Below are 19,343 nucleotides of genomic sequence, written 5' to 3' on the forward strand. Positions count from 1 at the left end.
CACACCTCCGCTCCTTGACCGGCGCCTGCCAACAGTTGTCCACAGGGCTGGCGCGGCCGCTCGTACGGCAGGTATCCCTGTGAACATGTCCCACGATCACCCGCAGTCCACCGAGTACGCGGAGGCCCCCTATCTGGAGCTTCTGGCGCGCGGCGCGGCGGCCGAGGCGTACGACCGGCCCGCGCTGCTCGCCCGTGCCGACGGCGCCGGGCCCGAGGCGCTGGCCGCCCTGGAGTCCGCCCGGCAGCTCGCCCTGCGGGTCCGCGCCGACCTGGAGGGCAGACGGCGCAGAGAGGCCGAGCTGTCCGCGCTCTTCGAGACCGCCCACGACCTCGCGGGGCTGCGCGATCTGGACGCGGTGCTGCGCGCGATCGTGCAGCGCGCGCGTTCCCTGCTTGGCACCGAGGTCGCCTACCTCAGCCTCAACGACCCGGTGGCGGGCGACACTTACATGCGCGTCACCGAAGGGTCGGTGGCCGCCCGCTTCCAGCAGCTGCGGCTGGGCATGGGCGAGGGCCTCGGCGGCCTCGTCGCCCAGACCGCCAGGCCGTATGTGACGTCGAGCTACTTCGACGACGAGCGCTTCCAGCACACCCGGACCATCGACACCGGAGTGCGCGACGAGGGCCTGGTCGCGATCCTCGGCGTACCGCTGATGCTCGGCAGCAATGTGATCGGCGTGCTGTTCGCCGCCGACCGGCACAGCCGGGTCTTCGCACGCGAGGAGATCGCCCTGCTCGGCTCCTTCGCCGCGCACGCCGCCGTCGCCATCGACACCGCCAACCTGCTCGCCGAGACCAGATCGGCACTGGCCGAGCTGGAGCGGGCCAACGAGATCATCCGGGACCACAGCGCGGTCCTGGAGCGCGCCTCCGAGGTCCACGACCGGCTCACCGAACTGGTGCTGCGCGGCGGCGGGGTGCACGACGTGGCGAGCGCGGTCTCCGAAGTCCTGGACGGAACGGTCGAGTTCGCCGACGCCGACTCGGCGGCCTTCGCCGCCCTGGAGCTGACCGGCACGGACGGCCATGCGGTCCGCAACGGACGGGACTGGGTGGCCACGGTCGCGGCGGGCGACGAAGTGCTGGGCGCGCTGGTGCTGCGCGGCCACCCGGCGCTGGACCCGGTGGACCGCCGCACGCTGGAGCGGGCCGCGATGGTCACCTCGCTGCTGCTGCTCGCCCGGCGCTCGGCCGGCGAGGCCGAACAGCGCGTGCGCGGCGAGCTCCTGGACGACCTGCTGGACGCGCCCGGCCGCGACCCCCGGCTGCTGCGCGACCGCGCCGCCCGGCTGCGGGCCGACCTGGACGCGCCGCACGTGGTCCTCGCCGCCCGCATCGAGAGCCCCGAGGACGGCACGGCGGAGCGGCAGACCGCCGACCGGCAGCGGATGGGCTCGGCCGCCGCGCATCTGGCGGCGACCCGGCACGGCCTGGCCGCGACCCGCGACGGCGGGACGGTGCTGCTGCTGCCGCTCGGCCCGGCCGACACCCCGGCCGAGGTCGCCCGGCAGCTGGCCAAGCAGCTGGGCGGCGCCCTGCACGAGCGGGTCACGGTGGGCGCGTCGGCCTCCGTCGAAGCCCCGGCTGCCCGGCCCGGCGAGATAGCCGAGGCGTACGCGGAGGCGCGCCGCTGTCTGGAGGCGCTGCGGCTGCTGGGCCGCCCCGGCGAGGGGGCGGCCGCCCAGGACCTCGGCTTCCTCGGGCTGCTCCTCGCCGACAGCCGGGACATCGAGGGCTTCGTCGACCGGACGCTCGGCCCGGTCGTGGCGTACGACGACAGGCGCGGCACCGACCTGGTGCGCACCCTCGACGCGTACTTCGCGAGCGGTATGAGCCCGGCGCGCACCAAGGACGACCTGCACGTCCATGTGAACACGGTGGCTCAGCGGCTGGAGCGGATAGGCAGGCTGCTCGGGCCGGACTGGCAGTGCCCGGCCCGAGCGCTGGAGATCCAGCTGGCGCTGCGGCTCCATCTGATGTCGGCGGCGGTCAGACGTTGACGGAGTCCCGGGAGCGGCTCTCGGCGTCGACCTCCGCCAGGTCGCGGTGGCGGGTCTCCTGGGCGCAGACGAGGGCGATCACCGTGAGGACGGCGGCCGCGATCACATAGAGGGCGATGGGGGTGGAGCTGTCGTAGTCGGACAGGAGGGCGGTGGCGATGAGCGGGGCCGGCGCGCCGGCGGCGACCGAGGCGAACTGGGCGCCGATCGAGGCTCCCGAGTACCGCATCCGGGTTGCGAACATCTCGGTGAAGAAGGCGGCCTGGGGTGCGTACATCGCCCCGTGGAAGACCAGCCCGACGGTGATGGCGAGGACGAGGTTCCCGAAGTCGGCCGTGTCGATCAGCGAGAAGAAGGGGAACATCCAGGCGCCGACACCCACCGCGCCGATCAGATAGACGGGCCGCCGCCCGATCCGGTCGGAGAGCGCGCCCCAGGCGGGGATCACCGCGAAGTGCACGGCGGAGGCGATCAGTACGGCGTTGAGCGCGGTCTGCTTGGCCATCCCGGCGGAGGTCGTCGCGTACACGAGGATGAACGCGGTGATCACGTAGTAGCTGATGTTCTCCGCCATACGGGCGCCCATCGCGACCAGCACGTCGCGCCAGTGGTCGCGCAGGACGGCGACGAGCGGCAGCTTCTCCGCCACCCGGTCGGGCTCGGCGGCCTTGCGCGCCTCCGCACGTTCCAACGCAGCCTTGAACAGGGGGGATTCATCGACCGACAGCCGTATCCACAGCCCGACGAGCACCAGCACCCCGGAGAGCAGGAACGGCACCCGCCACCCCCAGGAGAGGAAGGCGTCATCCGACAGCAGCGCGGTGAGCGCCGAGAGCACGCCGGTCGCGAGCAACTGCCCGGCGGGCGCCCCGGTCTGCGGCCACGATGCCCAGAACCCGCGCCGCCGAGCGTCCCCGTGCTCCGACACCAGTAGCACGGCCCCGCCCCACTCCCCACCGAGCGCGAACCCCTGCACCAGCCGCAGGGCCGTGAGCAGCACGGGCGCGGCGGAGCCGACCGTGGCGTGCGTCGGCAGCAGCCCGATCGCGAAGGTCGCCCCGCCCATCATGAGCAGACTCAGCACGAGCAGCTTCTTGCGCCCGACCCGGTCCCCGAAGTGCCCGAAGACCAGCGCCCCGATCGGCCGGGCGGCGAACCCGACGGCGTACGTCAGGAACGACAGCAGCGTGCCGACGAGCGGGTCGGAGCCGGGAAAGAACAGCTTGTTGAAGACGAGCGCGGCGGCCGACCCGTACAGGAAGAAGTCGTACCACTCGATGGTGGTCCCGATGAGGCTGGCGGCGACGATGCGGGGGAGGTGGGAGGGGGCTGGGGGAGAGGTCGCGGGGGAGGACATCGGCACCACTTCCTGCGGTCGGCGGGGACGGTTTGCGTGTCGCCATACCGTAGGAATGTGCAGGTCAGGAGCGTATGTGGTGGGGCGCCATAATTCGGGGTGGGGGAGTGCGTGCGGGCACCATGGGAGTGGTTTCGGGCTCTCCGAGACGGCCTCGGCGAAGCCATGGAGAGTGCTGTCCGAGTTGCGTTATTGGGGCATGAATTGTGGGTGCGGTGCTGACTCCCGTGCTGGTTTGGTGCTGACTGAGAGCCCACGTCATCACCCCTTCCCACCCCTCCCGTGCTGACTTGGTGCTGACTACGCAGCGTAGAACTCGGGCATGTGTGGCAGATCAGGCGATTGGGTTGCGTGGATCGTTGGGAAGCCCATGATCCGCGGCAGAGGTAAGCCCGTGGCCCCGTCCTGGAGGCCGTGCTTCTGCGCGGCACGAGGGCTCCAACGTCGTGGATGCCTTCGGTGCCCCTGGCGTAGACCTCCAGGTCGCGCTCCGAACGGTCGAGCGCCTCCAGTGCATCCACGCCACCGGCGGGACTGGATGCTCAGGCTGGTGCTCCACCCGCTGGGGCTGTGACGGTCCCACCTGGCACAGGTAGGCGGAACTGTCTCTTGACGTCCACGTGGTCCAGATCGATGCCGTTCACGCAGGTGGGGCCTCTGTGGTCCAGGTGCGTCGACGGGGTTGGTGACAGCAACGTGACACGTGATGGTCACTGAGGCCACCGCCGGGCAGGTGCTCGCAGGAGGTCTCGGCGTTCCTCAGCGGCGAGGTCTGGTCCCCGAATCCGCTGCGGCGTCTGCGAACGCATCGAGTGCCCACAACGGGCGGCGCTGCCGTGGGACAACCCGCTGAGGGTCGGCCCGATCTCCGGCACGTTGGTGCCCTGGCTTCGTAGAGTGCGCAGCCGTGAAGAGGCCACGCCGGTAATGAAGTGAACTGAACGAAGATGTCGGACTGTGGGCCGCGTAACGACCGGCCGGAGTCAGGTTCAGGATGTTCCAAGGGCTGGGACTGAGCATGCTCTGTGTTTCTGGGTGGGGTTGCTGTGACGGGCGGGAGGATGGGTGGGCTGTCCCGGGTCTAGAGCCTGACTCCTGACATCTCTGACCGAAGTGTCCCGTTGTCCTGCCGGCCGTTGGCCGGGGATGGTGCGTTGTCGGTGCCGGGCCGGCGGAGCGTGTCCCGATAGGGGCCTGCCGATCGTTGTGGCGTCCTCACGATTCTGACCGTCCGGCGCGGTCCGGTGCTGGCAACGCGACGCGCCATCGGACCGGAAAGGGGAACGGGCATGTCCAGTTCGACCATGTCCAGTACGCCGCCTGTGCCGCAGACCCGTCGTCGTCGCCCTGCGGGGGAGCTGGTGCTGGGAGTGGACACGCACCGGGATGCCCATGTGGCTGCGGTGCTCTCGGTGATGGGGACGGTGCTGGCCACCGGCGAGTTCCCAGCCACTGCGGCGGGATACCGCGATCTGCTGAAGTGGGCCAGGAAGTTGGGTGCCGTGCGGCGGGCCGGGGTGGAGGGGACCGGCTCCTACGGGGCGTCCCTGTCCCGCTATCTGCTGGCCCAGGGCATAGACGTGATTGACGTGAATCGGATGGACCAGGCGGATCGCCGTCGGCGCGGCAAATCGGATCCGCTCGATGCCCAGAACGCGGCGCGAGCCGTATTGAGCGGGCGGGCCTGTGCTCGGGCCAAAGCGGGTGACGGGCCGGTGCAGATCGCGAGAATGTATAAGCTCACGAAGGTGTCGGCCGTTAAAGCCCGCACCCAGGCCGTCAACCAGCTCAAGTCCGTCCTCATTACTGCCGATCCCGCCTTGTGGGAAGAACTGGCCGGACTGGGCAATGCCGAACTCTTCCGGACCTGCGCGCGGTTCGCCGACGTGAGCGGTCACGAGGAGGCCGGCGTGGAGGCGGTGCTGCAGGCCACTCGGATCACGCTGGGTCTGCTGGCTTGCCGGATCGGCCAGCTCTCCGAGCAGATCCGGGATGTGGACGCTCGTTTGGCCCGGCTCGTGAAAGGTCATGCCCCGCAGCTGCTCGACGTGGTGGGGATCGGCCCGGACACGGCCGTCGCTTTACTGATCACGTTGGGAGACAACCAGGAACGGCTGGACAGTGAAGCGGCCTTCGCCGCGCTGTGCGGGGTCAGTCCTGTCGAGCGTTCCTCGGGACGCCGGCAGTACCGTCGTCTCAACCGTGGCGGCGATCGGCAGGCCAATGCCGCGCTCCATCGCATCGTGTTCACCCGGCTGCGGGTCGACCCGCGCACTCAGGACTACTACGAGCGCCGGATCAAGGAGGGAAAGACCCGTCGCGAAATCGTCCGTTGCCTCAAGCGCTATGCGGCCCGCGAGGTCTTCCACCTGGTCAGACAGCTACAGCCAGGACCCCGCTCATAGGGGCCGTGACTGATGTGGACCCCCGTCGGCTTGTCTGCGGGGGCCTCGTGCGTCGGCCTGGGTCAGGGAGCCAGCGCGCTCGACATGCTCGGCCCGGATCCTGGCGAGGTCGCTTTGTGTTGTTTCATGTGGTCGGGGCTGCCCCTGATTGCCTGCTCGACTCTCTCCCGGGGGCTCGTGCCCCTTCCGGCGTTCAGGAGCTCAGGGCAACGTCGAACGCCAGGGCCTTGCCCGCCTTGTCGCACAATGCAACCGGCCAGCGGCGGTTCTCGCCGGACACTGCGCCGTTTCCACTCAGTGCGCTGCCACTCGGGCACGGTGGCAGGCATCTCAGGTACGAGGCGCATGAACTGTGTATTGAGCTGAGTGAACTCCGGTAGGCCGGGCGGGTCTTCTGTGGCATCGTGGCATCCAGAGCGGTGCAGTCGTCGTGGGTGTCGAATCATCGACTGTACGGATGGGTCGCCTTCCGCTCGCTCGTCACGGTTCGCCAACTGAAAGAAGATACGTGGGATGACTGTCGGCATCTCCTGGATTCTTGAGCCCTACGCGGTAGATTGCCTCACGTTTGTTCGCCGAATCGGATTAACCGATCTAGCCAATCGGTTACGTCCCGGAGTCGGAGATCGACTACCTCTAATGAGTACGGAGGAGGCCAGGGAGTTGATCGAATCATCGCAGACTCAAGGCATCGCCCTGCTCGGGCAGTCCAGCGGGTGGGCGTTTGCCGTGGAGTATGGCGACGCCGTGGCCTCAGCACCTCAGGGGATGGAACGGCTGTCCGCAGGGGGTGCGGAGGCGGTGAGCTTTCACCTGATGCCGTGGGAGCCGCCGTCGATTTTCACCTACTATAAAGATGGGGTGAAAGTGTGCCAGTTCGGGCTCGGCGAGGAATCGCGCCGCTGGGGAGACGATCCAGATCTATTGGTTGACCAGCTCTCAGCTGCCGGCGTTCTCCACTCTGAGGGCAGCACGCACTCACTGGGCGCCGACCAGCGAGCGGAAATTAGCCTGCAGGTCATCACAGATTTCTTTGAGCTCGGCCTCCGGAATGGCCAACTGGAGGAGGGCCGCCTGAGTGCAGTTGACTATCGTCAGTGACTTTTCTCGTGACACCGAATGAATGGCATCCGCGTTCCTGGAACAGACACAGCAATGTTTGCCGGACGCTTCGCCACGGGCAGCCTGAGATGCACTGACGCAGCAATCACCGGCCACGGAAGAGGCTGGCGGATGCGCGTGAATCCGCCAGCCTCTCTTAAGTTAGCTACTTGGCGTCACTAGGGCGGAAAGTGCAGCTGTCCGCATTGTAGACGCAGTGCTCGAATCCCGGGAGACCGAGCCAGAAGGGCTCATTGTCCAGCAGTCTCTTTGAGGGCACGAAGCCGCCGGTTCGGCCGAATGGCGCCATCGCTCCTGTATTTTGGTCGAGGGGTATGCTCGCCCGTCCGCACTTCGCGTTCCAGATTGCTGGATCATCTGCATTCACCTCGGGTGAATCAGCGGAGTCGCGGTCATCCAGGCGGATTGTCCACTGGTTTTGTGACTGGTCGGGTGGCGCCGCGTACAGCTGGACGCATTCGTCCCCTGAGTCCACCTTGTTGGTTCCTCCGGTGAGGCCGCCGCTCTCGTAGGTGGTGGCGAAGGCATATTCGTCACAGCTGCCCGACGGCGTCGAAGGATGCGCATCCCATTTGGTGGGGCAGATGATATCGCGGTTTCCCCTCTGGCCGTCTGCGAGATAGTGCAGTGGCTTCTTCCTCTCCTTGCTGCCCGGGTGGCTGGCCAGCTTCTCGCGCATAAGCCAGTAGTAGGCTCCTGCGGCGGGATACCGCTTGGTGGGAATGGGGTACGTCGGGATGTAGGAGGAGAACACGCATCCAGGGCTTGCCGTGCCCTTGGTGATGTTGTCGCACCGGACGGTGAGGTCGCCCAGGGTGCTCCCGAGGTCGTGGTTCGCGGTGAGGGGAGTGACGGACGCGCGGCCGGTCAGCATCCACCCGAGGTCGAACTTCTCCTCACCCGTTCCGCCCCACTTGGTCTGGTAGAGGCCCTTGGCTGTGTGGAGGTCGCTGGTGTTCCAGCTGGGTTCGCCCGTCCATACCTTGGGTGACTGTGAGCAGTCTGCCCCGCAGGTGTTCGCCGTGTCCCACCCGAGGGTTACCTGCCCGAGTGTCGGGTCGACTCGGGTGGGAACGATGTTGATGTACTGGTCGAACTCGTTGAGGTTCGGGTGCAGCTTGATCTGCATCTCCATCACGAAGTCGGCCCAGCCTAGCTCTTTTCCGTTCTCCATCCAGAAGAGGGAGACGTTAGAGACCTTCCGCAGACAGGCTTCAGTTCGAGTGTAGTAGTCATTTCCCGGGGACATTGGGGCGCACCAGGAAACAATGTCCCCTGCCGCAGATGGACTCTTACCGTCAACTCGCCTCTGTGGAGCACTCTTTGTATCGGAACTGAGCCGCATGCAGAGTGTGCGCCCCTTGGCGTCGCGCGGCGAGCAGCGTTCATCAAGAGCGGGCACGGTTCCCCGTGCGGCGCTCGTTCCGGTGTTCCGGTTCGCGCGAATGGGCTGATCATCGAAACCGGGAAGATCGGCCTGGGGTTCGCCATCGGGGATCGAGACGAGGGGCATGATGCCCAGATCCTGTGGATCGCCGGGCTCGAATGCGACAGCATCGAAGGCGATGTCGTCGTCACCTGTTCCGTTGGAGGTGATCGTGGTCAACGCCATCTCGGGTATGGCGGCGTTGAAGCGGTATGACCCGAGGGATACCCAGCGGTTGGCTGTCCCCTTCTGGTTGATCGCCTTCTTCTTGATGCCGTTGACGGTCTTGATCTCGTACTGCGCGTACGCGGTCTGTGCTCCGTGATCGGGAAGGTGAACCCATACCCTCGCCATCGCTTTGGGCAGTCGGTTCTTCAACTTCCATGTGCCGGTGATCTTCAGGCGTTGGCCCTTGGCGTCGTCCTGACGGGTGTGGCCGTAGTAGAAGTGGCCGCCGAAGCCGGCGCCGAGCTGGTGGAGGTCGACCTTGGAGGGGTAGACCGATTCGGTGCCGTTGTTACCGAAGGCGAAGGAGAAGGTGCCGGAGTTTGTCCAGGCGTTGGTGCACCCGGGACGGATGACCGGGGTGCCGACGGGGACGTCGTCGACGATGAGGGCGTTGGAGGGCAGTCCGCTGGTGGTGCAGTTGGGCGGGTAGGCGGTGCCGTCGGCTTCTTCGGGGTAGGTGTTGTTGAAGCGCATGAACTCGTATCCGCAGGTGGTGACGCAGTCGGTCTTCCAGGTGGCGGGCTTGCTCCACCAGCATTTGAAGTCCGCGCGCCCGCAGGGGCCACTGGTCGCGGAGTCGTTGGTGGCGCTGTCGGAGATCCGGCTCGGGTTACAGGTGTTCGAGCTATCGCAGAACAGGTCCTCGGGAGCTTTGACGTGGGCCCGGTTGTACTTGGCGCTGCCCTTGGTGGTGACGCCGTCGTTGGTGCCGTTCCAGGAGGCGGCGCGGAAGGCGGGAACCATCTTGCCGGGGGATTCGAGGAAGGCCGGCGGGTGGGCGGCGAAGCCGAGGACCTTCTCCTGGTAGGGCCAGTTCTGCGGGCGGGCGGCGGCGCTGGCGTCGTCGTCGCCGTTGGCGTTCTCCATGAAGGGCAGGCGTCCGGCGTCCCATTCGGGGTTGGCGGGGTTGTTGGCCCAGCCCAGGCCCCAGGGGGAGCCGTCGCTGGTCTTGGGGTGGAAGCCGGAGTTGTAGGCCCACAGGGCGAAGTACCAGTTCTCCGGGCGGGCGGAGGTGCCGTGGTTGGCGATGAGCCCGGCGGCGCGGGTCTCGTTCCACTTGGAGATCAGGGTCTGCAGTCCGGCGGAGATGTTGGCGGTGTAGTCGAGGGCCGCGGCGCGCTGCTTCTGGTAGTCCCAGGCCGTACCGCCGTGGCCGTCCTCGCGGCCGGCCATGCGCATGTGGTCGGTGATCTGGGTGATGCCGTAGCCGCAGTCGGCGTTGGCGAAGTTGACGTCCCAGTCGTTGCCGGAGTCACCGTCGTAGAGGTTGATGCCGTAGTAGTTGCCGATCAAAGGGTTGGCGGTGACGCCGGGCACGGCCTCGCGTCCGGCCTGCCACATGTTCGACTCCTGCGTGGCCACCCCGAGCATGACCTGGGCGATCGCCCGGTCCCCGCCGTCCACGACGGGGTTGAGGAAGAGGCTCTGCGGCGCGTATTCGGGCATGCCGAGGTTCTTCCAGTTCGCCGGCCGCTTCACCAGCGTGTTCAGGTTGCCGGTGACCGCCTGGTCTACGGCCCACTCCACCTGGCGAGGCTTGGGCTGCATCGCCTGGTTGCGCGGATCGTTGCGCGGCACCGAACACGTGCGCTCAGCCTCGACCGGATCGGTCGGCGAACTCGCTGCCGCAACACCCTTCGCCCGCGCGGTGGCCGAGCGGTGGGCGTGGCTGGTCAGGGCTGGGGATGCCTCCCGACCCTGAGCCGCGTGGGAGGTGGTGCGGCTGGCCGGGTCGACGGTGAACGCGGCCTGCCGGCCGGTCGGGGCCATGGTGAGGGCCAGTTTCACCGGGCGGGCCCGGTCGGCCTCGCCGGGAGGCAGGAGCGTCCCCTTGCCATCCCCCCACTCGGGCGGATTGAGGAAGCCATCGCCCCTGGTGGTGACTTGGGCGTCCTTACGGGCGCCGGTGAGCTGACGCACCGTCGACGGCAACGCCGTCTTCGAGGCGAGGCGGGCATGGCCCGTAATAAAGGCGGTGCCGGCGCTTCCCACCAGGCTCGTCTCGGCCGCCGGGCCCGTGGCGAGCACAGTCGGCTGGGTGCCATGGGCATCGGGGTGGGTCACAGCCGCTGCGGCGATCCGTTTGACCGTGCTGGTGGCACCCTTCTTGTCCAGGAAAACGACGCCGCCGTCGCCATCAGGCGTCAGCCGGTAGGGCACGCTCGTGGTGCGGGCCAGTGCGGTGCGGTGGCCTCGGGTGTCGACCTGGATGACCTCGGCACCGGATGCGGCAACGATTGTGCCGTCGGTGACCGGGATTGCGGAGGTGACCTGCCCCTTGGTCTCGATCGGCCCGGACAGCTTGCTGGTAGCGGCATCCACCCGGATCAGCCGGGTGCCGGGCTTGTCCTCACCGCCGGACTGGGTCAGCACGGCGCGCTCGCCGATCCCGCAGCCCGGGTTGTAGTACGACAGCGACGCCAGCAAGTCCAGCTTGTTGACCTGGCCCGTGTCCAGGTCAACGATCGCCGTGAAGCCACCGCGGGCCATCAGCTGCGGCTTGTTGGTGAACGTACGGGGCGCGTACACCACCACCGCCCGCTTGCCCGAAGCGGTGACACACGTATTGCCAATCCAGGCATCCGTGTCGAACCCGGGCTCGGACAACGTGGCCGCCGTCTTCCAGGCGTAGCCGTCTTTCTGATCAGCGGTCAGGATGTGAAAGCCATTGGCATCACCGCTGGTGGTCCACGCCCGATCCCCCGATCGGCTCCACTCCTTGCCGAGCAGCTGCGCGCGCTGGGACGGCGGAACCGCTGCCGGGTCAGCTGCCGGCCCGGGCTGCTCAGACGCTGCCGGATTGGCGGGGGCAGCGACCGATATCTGTGTCAGGCTGGTGAGCACGGCTGTCGCGGCTAACACCGCTAAGCCGGCTCGGCTTCTTCCTTTACGTTTCAACACCATCTCCCCATTAGTGTTTTATGGCATAGGCGTACGGGCTGCCTTGCATCCTTAGGGACAGGGCCAAGGCAACCCGGCGCAGCTTCAGTGACGCGAGCTAACCGAACCTGCGATCCTGAGTGCAGAATCCTTATCCTGCTTGACCTGGGCAAGTTCCTCGCTGTGCTCTTGCATGAGACGCTTCTGGATTTCCACGTCAACGGAATTCCAGATCTTGATGAGATTGGCTGTGCTCTTACAGGTGACGTCAGCCTTGGCGTTTTCAATCTCTGCCACCGTGGCGTTCCTCGCGGAGAACTTCGGGTCGTCGTTCGCCTTCATCGGATCTGTGTAGGAGTAGCCCTTGCTCTTCATGCAGGATGACCAGTCGGCGAAGACCTCCTTGACCCTGCGGTCTTCGAGCGAGTCCGCTGAGCGGCGTACCGCTTCGGCTGACTGGATCGAGCCCGTGTCGAGGTGGCGCCGTTCACCGACGGGACGCCGTTCGCCATTCATCTCGGCGAGACAGTCCCGGCGGTGCGCGACAAGGGGAGGCCGGGCAGCGGCCGGCTCTCCCGGGACATCACTTTCGGCTTGGGCCGCGTCCGGTTCGAGAGCTGGGCCGGCGAGCTCCGCCTGCCCGCCTGCTGACCCGTACTCCTGCGTCGGCGGGGTCTCTGTGAGGGTCTCGCCTACCAGGCACGGCGTCGCAGCCGTCCTGAATGGCCATCCCTGGCCTGTCCGCCCCACCCTTGGCCTGGCTCGCATGGCCCAGTCGGCCAACTCGTAGGCGGGGATCGCTTCGCGTCGATGAGCGTGTTGTTGGTTGGCTCGGAGCTGCCCCGCCCAGTGCGCGATCCAGCTCCCGGTGTGCCGGCCCGTCCCCGGCGCCAGGGACGGGCTACGTGAGCACGAGCCAAATGCTTCTACATTTCTATGTAGTCGGCCTTGTCGTTCCAACTGCCGCCGGTCGGGTATCCGACCTTCGTGAAGTCGTAGCAGCCGGGGTTGCCCAGCGCCATGTAGGGATCGGGCAGGAAGCTGCGCGCGTCATACACGAGAACGCCACCAGTGGCTCGGCGCACGCAGCCTGAACTGGCTTTGTCACGGAAGCCCCAGTCGCCGAGGTTCTTCTTGCCGGATTGATACCACTGCAACATCCGGCCTGTGTAGTTGGAGTGCTCAAACAAGCACACCCTGTTGCAGTCCCCGATGTCCGTAGTGGATGCCCCACTCCGGTTGCCTGCTTGTGCGGCCTGCTTCTTGTTTTCCGCAGCCGCGACCGGGTCGATGCTCGGCAGTGCTTCGTCGGCTTCCTGCTGGCTGTCGAAGCAGTAGACCGCGCCGCCCGTCACCTGCGTACAGGCTTGCGCGCCTTCCCAGCTTTCCGCCAAGTTGATCTTCTTGCCCTTGTAGTTGGCCATGACGGGCTCGCTCTTCTCCGCCTCCTGCTGCACCCGGGCCTCTTCGGCCGGCGAGAGTACCCCTACCACCGGCTGCGGTGCAGTCTCCGTCGCGACGGCAGGCGATGCGACAGCCAGCGCAGCGAGGACCGTCGCAGCGGCACCTAAAGCAGCACGAATCGACCTCATGTTCCCCCCATGATTGGAACGTACGAACGATTTTCGTTAATCAACGTAGCCAGAGGGGGTGTTGGGGCGTCAGTCAAAGACCGGCCAAACAGGGACCCGCGCTTCGCCGCTGCCCTGCTACGCGTGGGGACGCTGTCCGGGGCTGTCCACAACGCCACGCCCGACGATCGCGATGGAGGTCACGACGCTGCCCGCCGTACCCCAAGGCCCGTCCTTCACCAGGACGGTTCGTTCCCCCAGGAGGCGGAGGCTGTTCGCGTCGAAGATCCATTCACTTCGTTCGCCGTCGTGTGCCCTTGCCACTGCCACTCCGTGCCGACCTGCTGCGTCAACGGCGTCTGAAATCAGTACGACACCGGGGATGTGGGCAGCGGCCCGGTAGAGGGAGGCGCTGACTGCGGGAGGTGCGACGGAATGACGCAAGAGGTCTCCGATGGTGACGAACGCTTCCTGATCGTCGTCTGCACCGTGATTGCGCCTCACGTCCTGGTAGACCCTTTCGAGCAGGGCGCCGGGCTCGGTCGGCAGGCCGGACAGGAGTTTGTAGGAGGGCGAGTTCATGGAGGCCGCGCCCGGCGGTTCCAAGGTGACCAGGGGCCCGCCGGCCCGGCTCTGCACCGTCGCACGGCTTCCGTCCGAGTAGGTCCACTGCTCTAGAGCCTCATCCCTGCTGCTTCGCTGCATCTGACCGTCCGGCCCCTCGGAGAGCACGGCACTACGTCCAACCGTCTGGACGTATGTGTACTGGTCACGCCGAATCGCCCCCCCTGGCTTCTCGGCAGCCGCCAGAGCGGCGCGTTCCAGAAGATGCGCCGATTCCGCGCTAGCGGGCGGAGTGGTGTCGGGGGGGGATCCGCCGAACATGCTCACACCGGCGACGACGGCTCCCACAAGGGCTCCTGAGGCGAGAACGACAGCCCAGCGGCGACGCGGCAGTCGGGACCGGAACGACTTGTTCGGCCCTGTTGCCGGAGTGGTCGTTTCACGCAACACATGCGCTTTGCGCTGCAGTAGGCGATCCGTATCAATGTCTCGGTACGGCGGAGTCGGCACCAGCCGGGCGAGCTCATCCCGTTCGACGGACTCAGTTGCGTCATGCTGTTGCGGCGTAGATCCGGTGGTCATGGTTTCCTCCCCTTGACGGAAGCTGCGGACTTCCCACTGCCTTCTCCGTGTCCGTTGGCCCGCACGGGTTCCAGAGACCGACCGTTCTCCGCCGATTCCGCTTCGAGTGACTTGCGGAGCTTCTCCCGTGCGCGGGACAGGCGCGAGCGGACCGTGCCGACAGGCACGCCGAGAGCCGCGGCTGCGTCTGCGTATCCCAGCCCAGACCACACCACGAGGCCGAACACCTCGCGCTCGGTACGACGAAGACGACCCAGGGCTCTCTTGGCCGCGGCGAGCCGTTCACCATCGGCCATCTGGTCGACGATCTCGTCCGAGAAATCGGGTACACGATCGCTTCGAGGTATCCGTTCCATTGCTGCGCGGTGCCGACGTGCGGCGCGGGCCCTGTTTCGGAGCACGTTGGTTGCGATGCCCAACAGCCAGGCTCGGGGGTGTAAGACGTCGCTGCATAACTTGTCGCGCAGACGCCAGGCTTCCAGGAAGGTGATCGACATCACGTCTTCGGCTGTCGTCCAGTCTCCAGTCATGCGCAGGGCATGTGCGTATACAGAGCGCGCGTGGGCATCGAACAGCTCTTCAAAAGCTCCTGCGTCGCCGGATGGTGCTCGATTGGTATGTGCCACAACCTCTAGTGTCCGCTCAGACACGCCAGTTCCACTTCTCGTGTGGGTACTACCGCCGCGAGTCGCGATCTCTGCTCAGTGATCGAGGCCCACCAGAGCTGGACACAGCCTCTCCTGGTCTCGCCCTCGGCGTCGCCGGGGCAGGTCACCTCGGGCTGTACCCAGGCGCAGCGAGCTCAGATCCCTTGGGACCCGACCAGTGCAGCATTCTGAGGGTGGTGGCATCTGACTCCCTCCTCAAGCGCTGGCGCTCTCGACCTGCCCTCCCCAGGCTGGTCGAGTGGGTCACCCGTCTGCGCGTCGACCCGCGCACCCAGGACTACTACGAACGCCGCGTCAAGGAGGGCAAGACCGACGCGAAATCGTCCGTTGCCTCAAGCGCTACGCGGCCTCAGCGATCGCCGTCAGGGACTTCGCGCCGGCCAGCACCGCGCACGCGGCGATCGCGAGGACGAAGGCGAGGGGATGGCGACGCCCCATGGCCCGGCGCGGATCGGGCACCGCCGCGAGGCAGTCCAGCAGACTCGGGTGCTCCCCGGGCTCGGCGGGCCGGGCGTCGGTGAGCTGGCCCAGGCCGGAGGGGATGGGGAACGATACAACACCGCCCTGACCTCACACCAGAACGCGAACTGGAGGTCCTCAAGAGTCCGGATGGCGTATACATATCGAGCGGTGGCGCGGAGCGGCTCATCTTCCACCAGGGCGAAGACATCGTCGTGATGGAAAGCAGGGGCGGCAAGGCCGGAAACCTCATTACGAGTTACGGGCCGTCCGGCCCCTAGAACGACAGCGGCGCCGCCGCATGGGGCGGGTCATCAAGCGACCCCGGACCGCCCGTCACACGCGAGCAGATCGTCAACGGCGGCATCCCCACTCCTAAGGGCGGCTCTCTGCCTCCGGCGACACAGCTTCGACAGGGAACCACCATGCGACTCGATCTGGCAGCGGATTTCGCCGTCACCCTCACCGACCGGCCCCTGGCCCATGCCCCCCGCTATTCCCTGTCGGGCGCATACGTCACGGCATCTCCGCACACCGGCCGGCCCAGCCACGAGGTGCTCCTGTCAGAGACTTTCGGGAGCGTCGACTGGCTGTGGTCCGGCGACGACGAATTCCGCTTCGACAAAGATGACCGATCACTCAGAGGCTGCACGCTCACGGTTCCCGAGGAAGCACCCGCGGGCTGGGATCCGCATGCCTGGACCGAGGTACCCCCCACCGCCGGGAGCATGACGGCCCTCACCCAGGCCAACTTCGACGCGAAGCCCACATCGGTCAGGTGGGTGAGCGAATCCGGCGACCACTTGGTGTGCGCCCACCGCAGGCCGCCCGCTCCCGTCCACGACATCCTGCGCCTGCGCATCGCACCGGATCTGGATCTCGTCTTCGCGGACCGCGCTTACGCGGGCTGGATTCTGAATAGCCCGGCCGACCACCTCGTACACGAGTGGGAGCCCGCCCCCTCGACGCCTGCACCGGGCAGCACGGCGTCCGTGCTGCGCAACTACCTGACCACGGTCATCGAGCCCAAGATCGACAGAATGCAGGACGGCGACCCCGCCCTCCTCGGAGAACTGGACACCCTCCTCGCCCACATCGCCGCCCTCCCCGCAGACCCCAGGCGAGACGTACTGCACGACCAAGTGATCGACCTCCGCGAAAACTGGTACGGCGACAACTGAACGGCCCACACCCATCCTGATGAGGGCGGAAGCACACACCGGATCGGCCAGCTCTCCGAGCAGATCCGGGATGTGGACGCTCGTTTGGCCCGGCTCGTGAAAGGTCATGCCCCGCAGCTGCTCGACGTGGTGGGGATCGGCCCGGACACGGCCGTCGCTTTGCTGATCACGCTGGTGGACAACCCGGAACGGCTGGACAGTGAGGCGTCCTTCGCCGCGCTGTGCGGGGTCAGTCCTGTCGAGCGTTCCTCGGGACGCCGGCAGTACCGTCGTCTCAACCGTGGCGGCGATCGGCAGGCCAATGCCGCGCTCCATCGCATCGTGTTCACCCGGCTGCGGGTCGACCCGCGCACTCAGGACTACTACGAGCGCCGGATCAAGGAGGGGAAGACCCGTCGCGAAATCGTCCGTTGCCTCAAGCGCTATGCGGCCCGCGAGGTCTTCCACCTGGTCGGACAGCTACAGCCAGTCCCCGACCCTACATAGGGGCTGTCGTGACTGATGAGAGGGTCAGGCAGGTGAGCGAGACACCGAAGAACGCCCTGCAATACCGCTCTGACGGGCCAGAAGACGCTCCCGTCCTGGTTCTGGGCCCCTCCCTGGGTACCACATGGCACCGGTGGGCGAAACCGTCTTCTGGCGTCCACGTGGTCCAGGTCGGGAGCGTTTGGCCCGGTCTTGTGTCCTGAACGTGAAAGGAAGTTGATCGTAGGGGACCGTCGTGGTGAGCGATGAGGAAAGGGCGTCATGTAGGCGACGTGAGTCCGGCCTGCGGCTTTCGCATGGAACAGGAGAAGGCAAGCGGATACTGCGCGCCGTGTAGCGGCGGCGAGAGGGAGCGCCTCAAGCAGCGGACACTGCGAGGGGTTGAGTACCGATGCGGGGCCTGCCGGCGGACCGGCTCGTAGTAGTGGTGAAGCCCCTGTAATGGGGGTGGAGCGAAGGGGCCGGGTCGTTCGTGACTGCGTTGATCGCATCAACCGGGCAGCGCCCGGGAGGAGTTCGGTGAGCCAGTTGAAGTCCCAGATCAAGCCGTTCGATATTTCGAAGTGGGAAGTCAAGGAGGCGTGGGAGGAAGTCAGGGCTAACAAGGGCCTGGTCACGTGCCGGGCGTGGTAGCGGCCGTTCGAACACCCGCTGGCTCAGGGCCCGCTCGTTTCCAGTCCCCGGCCCTACTCAGTGCACCGGGATGATGTCGGGGGCGCCGAGCCGTACCGCGTCGGCGGTCTGGTCGTCCGGCTGCTGCTGAGCCTCGCGTTCGGCGGCCACCCGCGTCAGGTAGTGGTTGACCTCACGGTCCCGGTGCGCTTGGTCCCACCCCAGGTGAGGCGCCATCAGTTCCACGACGGTCTGCGCCGCGTCCACACCACGGTCCCAGGACTCGATGGAGATCCGGGTACGTCGGGCGAGCACGTCCTCCAGGTGGCGGGCACCCTCATGGGTCACCGCGTAGACGGCCTCGACCCGCAGGTAATCGTCGGAGCTCGGCAACGGCTCGCCGAGCGAGGGGTCGGCTGCGACCATGGCGAGCAGTTCGTGCACCAGGGAACCGTAGCGGTTCAACAGGTGCTCGATGCGGGCGACATGCAGCCCGGAGCGCTCGGCGAGGTTGTGGCGGGAGTTCCAAAGGGCCGGGTAGCCGTCGGCGCCGAGCAGCGGAACGCGTTGCGTGATGCAGTCGGGCACTTTCTCGTCCAGGCCGCGGGCCGCCTCGTCGACTGCGTCCTTGGCCATCACCCGATAGGTCGTGTACTTGCCGCCGGCCACCACGACGAGCCCGGGTACCGGGTGTGCGACCAGGTGCTCCCGTGACAGTTTGCTGGTTTCTGCGGCCTCGCCGGACAGGAGGGGACGCAGACCGGCGTAGACGCCTTCGACGTCCTCCGGAACCAGAGGTGTGGCCAGGACGCTGTTGACGTGTTCCAGTAGGTAGGTGACGTCCTTGGAGCTGAGGGCGGGATGGGCCTTGTCGAGTGTCCAGTCGGTGTCGGTGGTCCCGATGATCCAGTGTCGTCCCCAGGGGATGACGAACAGCACGCTCTTCTCGGTGCGGAGGATCAGTCCGGTGCGGGAGTTGATCCGGTCACGGGGGACCAGCAGGTGTACGCCCTTGGAGGCGCGGACGTGGAACTGGCCGCGCGTGCCGGCGAGGGCCTGGGTGTCGTCGGTCCACACGCCGGTCGCGTTGATGACCTGCTTGGCTCGCACCTCTGTCTCGTCGCCGGTCTCCAGATCCGTGACAGCGGCTCCCACCACCCGCTCGCCCTGCCGCAGGAAACGGCTGACACGGGTGCGGTTGGCGGCCAGCGCTCCGTAGGCGACGGCCGTGCGGGCGAGGAACATGGTGTGCCGGGCGTCGTCGACCTGGGCGTCCCAGTACTGGATGGCGCCGACCAGGGCGTCGGAGCGCAGCGCGGGCGCCTCGTGCAGGGCTCGGCGCTTGAGTAGGTGGCGGTGGTGGGGCAGACCTCTGGAGGTACCGGAGGCCGCAGCCATGGTGTCGTAGAGCAGCACGCCGGCGCCGACGTACGGACGCTCCCAGATCCGGTGTTGCAGGGGGTAGAGGAACGGCACCGGACGCACCAGATGAGGGGCTAGGAACTGAAGCAGGAGTCCGCGTTCCTTCAGGGCTTCGGCGACGAGCCGGAAGTCCAGCATCTCCAGGTAGCGCAGGCCGCCGTGGATGAGTTTGCTGGAGCGGCTGGATGTGCCCGAGGCCCAGTCCCGGGCTTCGACGAGGCCGACTCTCAGGCCCCGGGTGGCGGCGTCGAGGGCCGCGCCGGCGCCGACGACGCCGCCCCCGACGACGAGGACGTCAAGCTCACCCTCTCCCAGTTGGACGAGGGCCTCCGCGCGTGCCCCTGGCGAGAGAGCCACCGGGTTCGCCATGGTCTCCTC

Annotated in this window: 12 protein-coding genes and 1 pseudogene; 5 read left to right on the forward strand and 8 right to left on the reverse strand. The window is 67.1% G+C overall.

Annotation, left to right across the window (positions count from 1 at the left end; genetic code table 11):
• Positions 1-85: 85 nt before the first annotated feature.
• Positions 86-2,002, forward strand: a complete 1,917-nt coding sequence (locus tag ACZ499_RS34920; RefSeq protein ID WP_468680564.1) for a helix-turn-helix domain-containing protein — start codon at positions 86-88, stop codon at positions 2,000-2,002.
• Here the strand turns inward: ACZ499_RS34920 and ACZ499_RS34925 are convergent.
• Positions 1,992-3,359, reverse strand: a complete 1,368-nt coding sequence (locus tag ACZ499_RS34925) for an MFS transporter (RefSeq protein WP_468680565.1) — start codon at positions 3,357-3,359, stop codon at positions 1,992-1,994. The genes ACZ499_RS34920 and ACZ499_RS34925 overlap by 11 nt on opposite strands.
• Positions 3,360-4,648: 1,289 nt before the next feature.
• Between ACZ499_RS34925 and ACZ499_RS34930 the strand changes: the two genes are divergently transcribed.
• Together ACZ499_RS34930 and ACZ499_RS34935 are read left to right on the forward strand one after the other, a co-directional pair.
• A complete protein-coding gene (locus ACZ499_RS34930) occupies positions 4,649-5,764 on the forward strand; it encodes an IS110 family RNA-guided transposase (protein ID WP_468680567.1) in 1,116 nt (371 codons plus the stop codon).
• A gap of 639 nt (positions 5,765-6,403) precedes the next feature.
• The gene (locus tag ACZ499_RS34935; RefSeq protein WP_468680569.1) at positions 6,404-6,865 is read left to right on the forward strand and encodes a DUF6461 domain-containing protein; all 462 of its coding nucleotides are present in this window, start codon (positions 6,404-6,406) and stop codon (positions 6,863-6,865) included.
• Between the two features lie 166 nt (positions 6,866-7,031).
• Here the strand turns inward: ACZ499_RS34935 and ACZ499_RS34940 are convergent, their stop codons facing one another.
• From ACZ499_RS34940 to ACZ499_RS34965, 6 genes are all read right to left on the reverse strand, one after another.
• Positions 7,032-11,384, reverse strand: coding sequence for a golvesin C-terminal-like domain-containing protein (locus tag ACZ499_RS34940; RefSeq protein ID WP_468680571.1), 4,353 nt, complete (start codon positions 11,382-11,384; stop codon positions 7,032-7,034).
• A 141-nt stretch (positions 11,385-11,525) separates the two neighbouring features.
• A complete protein-coding gene (locus ACZ499_RS34945; RefSeq protein ID WP_468680573.1) occupies positions 11,526-11,936 on the reverse strand; it encodes a hypothetical protein in 411 nt (136 codons plus the stop codon).
• Between the two features lie 410 nt (positions 11,937-12,346).
• Entirely contained in the window at positions 12,347-13,012 is a 666-nt protein-coding gene (locus tag ACZ499_RS34950; RefSeq protein WP_361389890.1) for a peptidase inhibitor family I36 protein, read from the reverse strand.
• Positions 13,013-13,129: 117 nt separating this feature from the next.
• Complete coding sequence (locus tag ACZ499_RS34955) at positions 13,130-14,137, reverse strand: CU044_5270 family protein (protein WP_468680575.1); 1,008 nt, start codon at positions 14,135-14,137, stop codon at positions 13,130-13,132.
• Positions 14,134-14,763 carry an RNA polymerase sigma factor gene (locus tag ACZ499_RS34960; RefSeq protein WP_468680577.1) on the reverse strand — a complete coding sequence of 210 codons (630 nt, stop codon included), beginning with the start codon at positions 14,761-14,763 and terminating at the stop codon, positions 14,134-14,136. The genes ACZ499_RS34955 and ACZ499_RS34960 overlap by 4 nt, the downstream gene beginning before the upstream one ends.
• Before the next feature lie 381 nt (positions 14,764-15,144).
• A complete protein-coding gene (locus ACZ499_RS34965) occupies positions 15,145-15,243 on the reverse strand; it encodes a transposase family protein (RefSeq protein ID WP_468680579.1) in 99 nt (32 codons plus the stop codon).
• Between the two features lie 446 nt (positions 15,244-15,689).
• On the opposite strand from ACZ499_RS34965, the gene ACZ499_RS34970 reads away from it, so the two are divergent.
• Together ACZ499_RS34970 and ACZ499_RS34975 are read left to right on the forward strand one after the other, a co-directional pair.
• Positions 15,690-16,445, forward strand: coding sequence for a hypothetical protein (locus tag ACZ499_RS34970; protein WP_468680581.1), 756 nt, complete (start codon positions 15,690-15,692; stop codon positions 16,443-16,445).
• A gap of 39 nt (positions 16,446-16,484) precedes the next feature.
• Positions 16,485-16,931, forward strand: a pseudogene (locus ACZ499_RS34975) (transposase); the annotation flags it as partial.
• A gap of 690 nt (positions 16,932-17,621) precedes the next feature.
• Here ACZ499_RS34975 and ACZ499_RS34980 read toward each other — a convergent pair.
• The gene (locus ACZ499_RS34980) at positions 17,622-19,334 is read right to left on the reverse strand and encodes a glycerol-3-phosphate dehydrogenase/oxidase (RefSeq protein ID WP_468680630.1); all 1,713 of its coding nucleotides are present in this window, start codon (positions 19,332-19,334) and stop codon (positions 17,622-17,624) included.
• Positions 19,335-19,343: the final 9 nt, after the last annotated feature.

It is taken from the genome of Streptomyces sp. NPDC031265 (genome assembly GCF_055570295.1).

What these genes read in the sequence shown, in the direction of transcription:
- ACZ499_RS34950 (WP_361389890.1), bottom strand. Translation starts at nt 13,012, where the DNA reads ATGAGGTCGATTCGTGCTGCTTTAGGTGCCGCTGCGACGGTCCTCGCT.
- ACZ499_RS34935 (WP_468680569.1), top strand. Translation starts at nt 6,404, where the DNA reads ATGAGTACGGAGGAGGCCAGGGAGTTGATCGAATCATCGCAGACTCAA.
- ACZ499_RS34955 (WP_468680575.1), bottom strand. Translation starts at nt 14,137, where the DNA reads ATGACCACCGGATCTACGCCGCAACAGCATGACGCAACTGAGTCCGTC.
- ACZ499_RS34970 (WP_468680581.1), top strand. Translation starts at nt 15,690, where the DNA reads ATGCGACTCGATCTGGCAGCGGATTTCGCCGTCACCCTCACCGACCGG.
- ACZ499_RS34980 (WP_468680630.1), bottom strand. Translation starts at nt 19,334, where the DNA reads ATGGCGAACCCGGTGGCTCTCTCGCCAGGGGCACGCGCGGAGGCCCTC.
- ACZ499_RS34945 (WP_468680573.1), bottom strand. Translation starts at nt 11,936, where the DNA reads ATGAATGGCGAACGGCGTCCCGTCGGTGAACGGCGCCACCTCGACACG.
- ACZ499_RS34930 (WP_468680567.1), top strand. Translation starts at nt 4,649, where the DNA reads ATGTCCAGTTCGACCATGTCCAGTACGCCGCCTGTGCCGCAGACCCGT.
- ACZ499_RS34920 (WP_468680564.1), top strand. Translation starts at nt 86, where the DNA reads ATGTCCCACGATCACCCGCAGTCCACCGAGTACGCGGAGGCCCCCTAT.
- ACZ499_RS34925 (WP_468680565.1), bottom strand. Translation starts at nt 3,359, where the DNA reads ATGTCCTCCCCCGCGACCTCTCCCCCAGCCCCCTCCCACCTCCCCCGC.
- ACZ499_RS34965 (WP_468680579.1), bottom strand. Translation starts at nt 15,243, where the DNA reads ATGGGGCGTCGCCATCCCCTCGCCTTCGTCCTCGCGATCGCCGCGTGC.